Source organism: Pseudooctadecabacter sp., from assembly GCF_020627745.1.
Lineage (GTDB): Bacteria > Pseudomonadota > Alphaproteobacteria > Rhodobacterales > Rhodobacteraceae > Octadecabacter.
This window is the reverse complement of the sequence record NZ_JAHDGE010000007.1, coordinates 119872-129056: the sequence shown is the minus strand read 5'-3', so window position 1 is coordinate 129056 and position 9185 is coordinate 119872. Positions and strand designations below refer to the sequence as shown.

11 protein-coding genes and 1 tRNA gene are annotated in these 9185 nt (G+C 61.1%); 6 read left to right on the top strand and 6 right to left on the bottom strand.

The window, feature by feature from the left end:
• A partial coding sequence (locus QZ653_RS05630; protein WP_296418391.1) for an extensin family protein occupies positions 1-255 on the top strand: 255 nt, incomplete at its 5' end.
• A 104-nt stretch (positions 256-359) separates the two neighbouring features.
• Positions 360-701 carry a DUF2853 family protein gene (locus tag QZ653_RS05625; RefSeq protein ID WP_296418389.1) on the top strand — a complete coding sequence of 114 codons (342 nt, stop codon included), beginning with the start codon at positions 360-362 and terminating at the stop codon, positions 699-701.
• 102 nt (positions 702-803) lie between these two features.
• Here QZ653_RS05625 and QZ653_RS05620 read toward each other — a convergent pair whose 3' ends face one another.
• The 5 genes from QZ653_RS05620 to tsaD are packed head-to-tail and all read right to left on the bottom strand — an operon-like array spanning position 804 to position 3995.
• Complete coding sequence (locus QZ653_RS05620; protein WP_296418387.1) at positions 804-1199, bottom strand: DUF1761 domain-containing protein; 396 nt, start codon at positions 1197-1199, stop codon at positions 804-806.
• A gap of 56 nt (positions 1200-1255) precedes the next feature.
• Entirely contained in the window at positions 1256-1675 is a 420-nt protein-coding gene (locus QZ653_RS05615; RefSeq protein ID WP_296418386.1) for an EVE domain-containing protein, read from the bottom strand.
• The gene (locus QZ653_RS05610; protein ID WP_296418385.1) at positions 1675-1947 is read right to left on the bottom strand and encodes a YciI family protein; all 273 of its coding nucleotides are present in this window, start codon (positions 1945-1947) and stop codon (positions 1675-1677) included. Before QZ653_RS05610 ends, QZ653_RS05615 begins: the two co-directional genes overlap by 1 nt.
• A 3-nt stretch (positions 1948-1950) precedes the next feature.
• Positions 1951-2904 carry an NAD(P)H-dependent glycerol-3-phosphate dehydrogenase gene (locus QZ653_RS05605; RefSeq protein WP_296418383.1) on the bottom strand — a complete coding sequence of 318 codons (954 nt, stop codon included), beginning with the start codon at positions 2902-2904 and terminating at the stop codon, positions 1951-1953.
• Entirely contained in the window at positions 2901-3995 is a 1095-nt protein-coding gene (tsaD, locus tag QZ653_RS05600; RefSeq protein ID WP_296418381.1) for a tRNA (adenosine(37)-N6)-threonylcarbamoyltransferase complex transferase subunit TsaD, read from the bottom strand. Before tsaD ends, QZ653_RS05605 begins: the two co-directional genes overlap by 4 nt.
• 80 nt (positions 3996-4075) lie before the next feature.
• On the opposite strand from tsaD, the gene QZ653_RS05595 reads away from it, so the two are divergent.
• The 4 genes from QZ653_RS05595 (at position 4076) to QZ653_RS05580 (ending at position 7627) form a co-directional block, all read left to right on the top strand.
• Positions 4076-4765 (top strand): uroporphyrinogen-III synthase, encoded by a 690-nt coding sequence (locus QZ653_RS05595; protein WP_296418380.1) that lies wholly within the window; start codon positions 4076-4078, stop codon positions 4763-4765.
• Positions 4766-4852: 87 nt separating this feature from the next.
• Entirely contained in the window at positions 4853-6037 is a 1185-nt protein-coding gene (locus QZ653_RS05590) for a COG4223 family protein (protein ID WP_296418378.1), read from the top strand.
• 17 nt (positions 6038-6054) lie between these two features.
• Complete coding sequence (locus QZ653_RS05585) at positions 6055-7509, top strand: heme biosynthesis protein HemY (RefSeq protein ID WP_296418374.1); 1455 nt, start codon at positions 6055-6057, stop codon at positions 7507-7509.
• Positions 7510-7551: 42 nt separating this feature from the next.
• Positions 7552-7627 (top strand) — tRNA-Thr (locus QZ653_RS05580).
• A 64-nt stretch (positions 7628-7691) separates the two neighbouring features.
• Here the strand turns inward: QZ653_RS05580 and QZ653_RS05575 are convergent.
• Positions 7692-9185 (bottom strand): tripartite tricarboxylate transporter permease, encoded by a 1494-nt coding sequence (locus tag QZ653_RS05575; RefSeq protein ID WP_296418373.1) that lies wholly within the window; start codon positions 9183-9185, stop codon positions 7692-7694.

Here is a 9185-nt window from a genome sequence, read left to right as displayed (position 1 = left end):
ACGCAGGGCGGATCAACCCGATGGAGCACCCATGCCACCGCCGATGCCATTGACGTCAGCGGGTTTGATCTGGCGGACAGCACGACGATCAGGCTGATCCGGGACTGGGACGGGACGGATGACAAGGCGCGGTTTTTGCGTGCCGTCCGCGACAGCGCCTGTACGTGGTTCGCAACGACCTTGGGCCCCGATTACAATGCCCTGCACGCCGATCATTTTCACCTTCAGGCGCGGGGCTGGGGGACATGCCGGTAGTCTGCGGGGAAACCCGTTTATGGTTTTCCCTTTGCGTTCAGCGAATCAGGCTTTAACATTTCTTTAACGCCGACGAGCGGCGCAAACAAAGGTGGGAGAATACCATGAGCAAACGTGACGAGTTGATCCAGAAATATGCGGACGACCTGAAAAACAAATGCGGCATGACGCCGGATATGGACCTGTTGACGAAAGTGACCATCGGGTGCGGGCCTTCTATTTACAACGCGGATTCGTCCACTGTTGCAGCCGGCCAGCCCGCCGAACTCGAGACGGTCAAAAAGAACTTTCTGATGAAAAAGCTGGGCCTGTCCGATGGTCCGCAACTGATGGAAGCGATCGAATCCGTGATCGAGACCTATGGCCGGTCGGAGCGGAACAAATTTCGCGCTGTGATCTATTACATGCTGACAAAGCATTTCGGCAAAGAATCCGTCTACAAGTAAGGTCCGGTACCTTGCGCAAATGCCCGCCTGATCCGGCGGGCATTTTTGTTTCCGGAATGGCCTGATCCTGCACGGGGATTGGCCCACCGTCCGGCACAGGCGTTACAGCAGGGTCAGCGCCGCCCCGATGATTGCGCAGCCGATGGTGGCGTAGCCGCCGTTGATCAACGTCAGTTTGTGCGAATGCATGGAGTATCCGTGAAACAGTGCAATCCATGGCGTGACGAAGAACAATCCAACGCCCGCGCCCGACAGAATACCCTTACCCAACGTATCAATGCCGGCCGTGGCAAAACTGTGCCGCATCATGCCCGCCACAAGGATCAGGGCGATGGCACAGGTGACATAGGGCACGGGGCTGCGCATGTTCTGCGGGTTGCCTTCGGCATCAAGAGGAACCTGACTGGCCTGTTTCCAGCTGTCTGAAAAGATACCGTACCACAGTGCCCCGAACGCAAAGCTGGCGGCAGCGCCGATGATGATTGCAAGAATTCCCATAGCTTGTCCCTTCTTTGGCTATCGGGACCTATGGTGACAAGAGAACCGCCGTGTGACTAGGATTTTGTGTTTCCAAGCGCGCAGATGATTGTCCATTCGTCTTTCGTCACAGGTTGGACGGACAAGCGGGAGTTCTTGACGAGGATCATGTCGGAGAGCCGGTCATCTGCCTTGATCTGGTCAAGATTAACAGGCGTTGCAAAGGGGCGGACCGCCTTGATGTCCACGCAGTCCCACCGGTCGTCGTCGGTGGTGCTGTCGGGGTGGGCTGCGGCGCAGACTTCGACGATGCCGACAACGGCGCGTTCTTTTTGTGAATGATAGAAGAACCCCAGATCGCCGACCGACATGTCGCGCATGAAATTGCGGGCCTGATAGTTGCGGACGCCGTCCCATTCCTCTCCGGCGTCGCCTTTTGCGACCTGTTGGTCCCAGCCCCATGTGGAGGGTTCGGATTTGAACAGCCAGTACCGCATCAGCCGATGACCTTTTTCCATTCTTCCACGCGGACGTGTTTGAACAGGCCCGCCTTTGCGTAGGGGTCGTTGTCGGCCCATGACTGCGCCGCCGACAGGCTGTCGACTGTCAGGATAATGAGGGACCCGCACATGGTGCCTTCGGGGTCGAGAAAGGGACCGGCCATTTCAACGACGCCGGTGTCCTTGATGTAGGCAAGGTGGGCGTCGCGGGTATCAAGACGGATTTGCAGGGCGTCCGGTTTATCACGGGTGATGACGGCAAAGCGCATGGGCTATTCCTTTCGTAAGGGGCGGGAGAGAAGGGTGGCAAGCGCCACATCGGGGGTCATGGACCCGTCGGACAATGCCGCGACAACCGAGCAGATCGGCAGGTCCAGATCGTGCTGTTTGGCAAGGTTTGTGACTGAAATTGCTGTCGCCGCGCCTTCGACTGTTGTGGTCGGGTCAAAGTCGCTTTGGGCACCGATGGATTGCCCGAAGCGGTAGTTGCGAGAGGCATCGGAGGTGCAGGTCAGCGCCAGATCCCCGAAGCCCGAAAGGCCCGTGAGCGTTTCAGGGTCCGCCCCGAGGGACGCGCCGATGCGGCGGATTTCGGCGAACCCTCTGGTGATAACGGCGGCGCGTGCGCTTTCGCCGAAACCGGCACCCATGCAGACGCCGCAGGCGATTGCGATGACGTTTTTAAGGGCGCCGCCCAGTTCGGCACCGATGACGTCGGTGCTGAGGTAAAGACGAAGGGTCGGCGTGGACAGGACGCCCTGAAGGCTTGCGCCCTTCGTTTCGTCCGCGCAGGCCAGTGTCAGGGCGGTGGGCAGGTGCGCGGCAATGTCGGTGGCAAAGCTGGGGCCGGTGAGCATGGCAGCGGTGGCATCGGGCACGCATGTTTCAATCAGCGCGACCGGACCGCGCAAGGTGCCTTGATCAATGCCCTTGCAGCACGCCACCAGATATTTGCCACGCAGGGCATCGGCATGGGTCTTGAGCCACGCACCCAGTTTCTGTGTCGGGATCGCCAGAAGGATAATGTCGGCCGCCATCAGGGTGTCGAGGTCGCCGGTAACGGTGATGGTGTCAGGCAGCATATGTCCGGGAAGTCGCGAGGTGTTTTCGCGCGATTGCTGCATGTCACCGGGCGTACGCGCCCAAAGGATGACCGGGCCGTTTGCGGCCAGGGCAATGGCCAGACCTGTTCCGAATGCGCCGGCGCCGGCCACTGCGATTTTCATGCTTTCGCCCCCTTTTTTCCGCTGCCCAGCAGAGTGGGGCTGATCTGGTCGAGAGGCCAGCGGGGCCGCGCGGTCAGTGACAGATCGTCGGTCTGGCCTGATGACAGTTTGTGCAGACCCACAAAGGCGATCATGGCGGCGTTATCCGTACACAGCGCCATTGGCGGGGCCACGAAATCAGTCTCTGTTTCGGCACAAAGTTCCTGTAACGCCGTCCGGATGGCGGTGTTGGCGGCAACGCCCCCTGCGACCGCGAAAACCTGCACATCGGGGTTTATGGCACGGGCCGCCACGAGGGCCCGACGTGATTTATGGGTGAGGACATCCGTTATGGCGGATTGAAAGCTGGCGCACAAATCCGCGCGGGCCTGACGGGGCAGGCCGCCATGTTGAGAGACGACGTCGTCGCGGGCGCGCAGGATTGCGGTTTTCAAACCCGAGAAAGACATATTGCAGTCATCCCTGTTCAAAAGAGGCCGCGGCAGGGCGTATGCGTCGGGATGTCCTGTCTTCGCTTCATGTTCCACCGATGGCCCACCGGGTTGCGGAAGGCCGAGGATGCGGGCGGTTTTGTCGAAAGCCTCCCCCGGGGCGTCATCAATGGTGCCGCCAAGGCGGGTGTAGGTGTCCGGCCCTTCGACCAACAGGAACTGACAGTGGCCACCGGACACCAGAAGCATCAGATAGGGAAATGCAATTCTGTTTGTAAGCTGCGGGGTCAGGGCATGGCCCGCAAGGTGGTTGACCCCGATCAAGGGCGTGCCGGTCGCAGCCGCGAGACCCTTGGCGCACATGACACCGGACAGAACGCCGCCAATCAGGCCCGGCCCAGCGGTCACGGCGATGGCATCAATATCGGCAAGCGTGACATTGGCGGCAATCAGAGACTGTTCCACCACAATATCAATCTTTTCCGCATGCGCGCGCGCCGCAATTTCCGGTACGATCCCGCCAAATGCGGCGTGCGCCTGTGTCTGGGTGAAGACCGTGTTGGACAGGATGTCGGCCTGTTCCGGTGTGCCGCGCAGGATTGCGGCGGCTGTGTCGTCACAGCTGCTTTCGATGCCGAGGATCGTGCGGGTCTGGGGCATAGGAGGCGCCGTTGCTTGCGTCGGGATGATATGCAGGTAACACTTGCCCCTTATCGCCACAATGGCTGGGGAGTGTCGCAGTGGCCCCGTACCAAAATCCGATCGTACTGGTCACACGGCCAAAAGAGGACGCAACCGCGTTTGTAGCGCAGTTGCAGGCGACAGGCCGTGTTTTCGAACCGGCCATCGCACCCGCCTTCGGGATCGAGGCTTTGGAGCACAATATCCCGACATTTGATGGTGCGATTTTCACATCAAAGGCAGGCGTTGCAACCGCCCCCGAGGGGATGGGCCGCGTGGCGTGGTGTGTGGGCGATGTTACAGCCGCTGCGGCGGCGCAAAAGGGGTACGCCGCGTGCAGCGCACAGGGCAATGCCGATGCTTTGGTGGTGATGATTCTTGGGCAGGCTCCGTCCGGAACACTTGTGCACCTTCGGGGGGAAAATTCTTACGGTGACGTCAGTGCGCGTCTGACCGCAGCGGGTCTGACGTGTCGCGAAGTGGTGACATACCGCAAGGTGCGACAGCCGCCGCCGGACGGACTGCGCGCGCTTTTCAAGAACGGGCGGCCCTTCGTTCTTCCCGTCTTTTCCGCCGAAACAGGGTCTATTTTGCGGGATTGGCAGATCCCCATGGCGCAGGCGCATATCGTGGCGATCAGCACGAAGGTTGCGGACACGTTCGACGCCATGCAACCTTTCGACATGACGGTCGTTGAGACCCCGAACCTTGCATCAATGACGCAGGCGGTGGCGCGTTTGATCGCTTGAGGGTCTGTCAGGCGGGATATACAGTGGAACGATGGGCGCTCAGGCTCGAACGTAAGGTAGTGGGTGGCAGACGTGGCCAAATCTCCGATGAATAATGACGACAAGATCGACGGTGCACAGGCCGGTGATCAGCCGGATGGTGACGCGGATCAATCCGGCGTTGACGCGATTGAAGACGCCGAGATTGTGGACGAGAGCCACGAGCCGCCGGAGGACGAGGCCGAGGTAGACGCCCCTGCTGACGGCGAAGTTCTGGATGATACCACGCCTCCCGAAACCCTGCCCGAACCCACGCCGGAGCCGGAGCCTGTGCGACAGTCGACAGGCAGCGGCGGATTTCTGATGTTGTTGCTGGGTGGTGTGGCGGCAGGCGCCATCGGATATGCCATTTCCGAATATACGTCGACAGATGACACATCCGCCCGGTTCGAGGCGCAGGACGACCGGATTGCTGCATTGCAGGACCGGCTGGACACTCTGCCAGCGCCGGATTTTTCCGCACTTGAGGCACAAATTGCGCAGGCGGCAGAGGCGGCCAATGCGGCCACATCCGCGCTGGAAGGCCAGATCGGTGATCTGGCGGACCGGATTGACGCGGTTGAACGCCAGCCGAATGCGGACGGAACGTTGTCCGACACCGCCCTTGCTGCGTTTCAGAGCGAGCTGGATGACCTGCGTGCGGAGTTGAGCGACCGTCAGAATGCCGTGATGGGTGCTGCGGCGCAGGCGGAGGCCGATCTGGCCGCTGCCCGCGAAGAGGCATCGCGTCTGGAGCAGGAAGCGCTGGCTGCAGCCGAAGCTGCGCAGGCACGCGCCGCCCTGAACCGGATTGCAGCCGCGGTCGAGACAGGGTCCCCCTTTGCGGATGCTTTGTCCGATCTGGACGTGGCGGTGCCGCCCGCCCTGAGTGATGCGGCAGACACGGGCGTTGCGACCACCGCGGGCCTTGCCGCTGATTTTCCTGCGGCGGCACGATCCGCCCTTGCTGTGGCGCGGTCAGAAGGTGTGTCCGGTGAGGCGAGCGGGATTGGTGGATTTTTGCGAAACCAGTTTGACGTGCGGTCCACCCAGCCGAAAGACGGGCCGGAGCCGGATGCGGTTCTGTCGCGCGCCGAGGCCGCTGTGAAAGAAGGCCGTGTGGCCGATGCACTGGCCGAGATCGAGACCCTGCCCGAGGTGGTGCGCGCCGATCTGACCGACTGGACCGCACGCGCGCAGGAACGCGCGGACGTCCTTAACGCGATTTCCGACCTGTCCGAAACATATCAATAACTGAAAGCTGCGTATTCATGCTCTGGTCCCTTATAAAGATTTTGGCCTTCGTTGCGGTTGTCATGGCTGTCACGTTCGGCGCGACGATGCTGATGGATATGGATGGCAGCGCCACCTTTGACATCGGGGGGCAGGCGGCGACGTTGTCGGTGCTTGAGCTGTTTGTCGCGCTGGTGGTGTTTGTGGCACTTGTCTGGTTGGTGTTCAAACTGATCGGGTTGGCGATTGCCACGTTCAAGTTTCTCAACGGTGACGAGACAGCGATTTCGCGGTACTTTTCGCGCAACCGGGAACGCAAGGGGTTTGAAGCATTGTCCGAAGGGATGATGGCGCTGGCGTCTGGTGAAGGGCGGCTGGCGATGGCCAAGGCGAACCGTGCGGAAAAGTATCTGGAACGGCCCGAACTGACCAACCTGCTGACCGCACAGGCCGCAGAACTGGCGGGTGATCGCAAGACCGCCGAGGCCACCTATCGCAAGTTGCTGGAGGACGAGCGCACGCGGTTTGTCGGCGTGCGCGGGATCATGAAACAGAAGCTTGAGGACGGGGATACGGACACCGCGCTGGCGCTGGCCGAAAAGGCGTTCGCGATCAAGCCCAAGCATGTGGAAACGCAGGACACCTTGTTGCGGTTGCAGGCGGAAAAGGCGGACTGGAAAGGCGCCCGCCAGACGTTGACGGCCAAGCTGAAGACAGGGCAGTTGCCGCGCAATGTGCACCGTCGCCGTGATGCGGTTTTGGCGCTGTCAGAGGCGAAGGGTATTCTGGACGACGGCCAGACCATCGAAGCGCAGGAGGCCGCGATCGAGGCCAACCGCATGTCCCCTGATCTGATCCCGGCGGCTGTGATGGCGTCGGAGATGTATCTTGAAAAAGACAACAAACGGGCGGCCACGCGGGTTGTGAAAAAGGCGTGGGATGTGGCCCCGCACCCTGATCTGGCTGCGGCCTATGCGGCGATTGAACCCGATGAGGATGCAGCGGCGCGGCTGAAACGGTTCCGGGCGTTGACGAAGGTGCATCCCGACCATCCTGAAACAAAGATGCTGTTGGCGGAACTTTACATCGCGGCGGAAGATTTCCCCGAGGCGCGGCGCACCATCACCGAACTTGTGGCTGAACACCCCACGGCCCGCAGCCTGACGATTATGGCGGCGATTGAACGGGGCGAAGGGTCTGCCGATGCGGTGGTGCGCGGCTGGCTGGCCAAGGCGCTGACCGCGCCGCGTGGCCCCCAGTGGATTTGTGACAACTGCCAGCACATCCATCAAGCGTGGGAGCCTGTCTGCGCCAACTGCATGGGCTTTGACACCCTGTCCTGGCGTGAGCCGCCAGAGGGTGAGGTCGCGATGCCTGCGGGCGTTGAAATGCTGCCGTTGATTGTTGGACAGATTGAGGCACCCACGACGGATATGACGGTTGTGGACGCCGAAATCGTCGAGGACGAGGCAAGCGCCACAGACGAAAAATAACACTTTTCGAAGCTTTGGTGCGGTGCTAAAGACCGCGCCGTGGCCGCTGTAGCTCAGATGGTAGAGCACGTCATTCGTAATGATGGGGTCGGGGGTTCGAGTCCCTTCAGCGGCACCACAATCGCACAGAAAAAGGCCAGCGTCCGGGTGGATCGCTGGCCTTTTCTTTTGGTCATGACCCTTTAGGCGGCGGCTTTGCGGGCCTTTCGGGTGCGCAGCACGGGCAGGATGATCAGGGCGGCGGCGATGAGCAGCAGGATCATTGTCATGGGACGTTCAAGAACAAAGTTTACCCCGCCATAAAGCTGCATCGAGCGTGAGAAGTTGTCCTCCATCATGCCGCCGAGGATGAAGCCGATCAGCAGGGGCGGCAGGGGATAGTTCGCAAATTTCAACGCGATGCCGCAGATGCCGAAGCCCACAAGCAACAGCAGTTCGGTGGCGTTGTTCTGGCCGATGTAGGCCCCCATGAGGGTGAAGAACAGGATGAACGGGATCAGGAAGTTGCGGGGGATCGCCAGCAGTTTGGCGATGTAGGGAATGAGCGGTAGGTTCAGGATCAGCAACACCAGATTGCCGATGAACATGGACATGATGACCGCCCAGAAGATTTGCGGTTCATCCACCATCAAACGCGGGCCGGGTGTCACGTTGAGCGCGATGAGGGCGCCCAGCAGAATGGCCGTGGTGCCGGAGCCGGGGATGCCCAGCGTCAGCAAGGGCACGAAAGACCCGGTGCAGGCCGCGTTGTTGGCGGTTTCGGGGGCGGCGAGGCCCTTGATCGACCCTTTGCCGAATTCTTCCTGTTCGTGTTTCGGGGCGATGTTGCGTTCAACCGCGTAGCCCAGAAAGGACGCGATGGTGGCACCGGCACCCGGCAGGACGCCGATGAAAAAGCCCTGAATGGATTGGCGTCCGATGACGGGGGCAATCGCGCGGGCCTCTGCGCGGGTGATGCGCAGGTCTTTGATCTCGCCGCCGTCTTCACCGAGGTTTTTGGGTTTGAGGACCAGAAAGATTGCTTCTGGCAGGGCGAACATGGCCATGGCCAGCGTGATGAAGCCGAAGCCCGATTGCAGATCCATGATGCCGCCGGTGAAGCGGGGCAGGTTGAACAGCGCGCCTTCGCCCACGGTGGCCATGATCAGGCCAAGGACCGTCATCAGCAACGCCTTGGTGACCTGACCGGGACCTGCAAAGGCCGCGATGGCGGACAGGCCCACGACCATCAGGGCGAAATATTCGGGGGAGTGGAACAGCAGGGCGACGGACGACAGCATGGGCGCGAAGACCATCAGAAGGATCGCGCCGATGGTGCCGCCTGCGAAACTGGCGATGGCGGCGATGGTCAGGGCCTTGCCGGCCTTGCCCTGTTGCGACATCGGGTAGCCGTCAAAGGAGGACGCGACGGTCCCTGCCACACCCGGCGCGTTCAGCAGGATGGACGAGGTGGAGCCGCCAAAGATCGCGCCGTAATACACACCGGCCAGAAGGATCAGCGCGGCGGAGGGATCGCCCATGGTGATGGCCACGGGGATCATGATGGCGATGATCGACATGGGGCCAAGGCCCGGCAACATGCCGATAAAGGTGCCGATCAGACAGCCGCCGATGACGACCAGCAGGTTCTGCAGGGACAGGGCCGTTTGCAGGCCAATGAGGATTCCTTCGAGCAT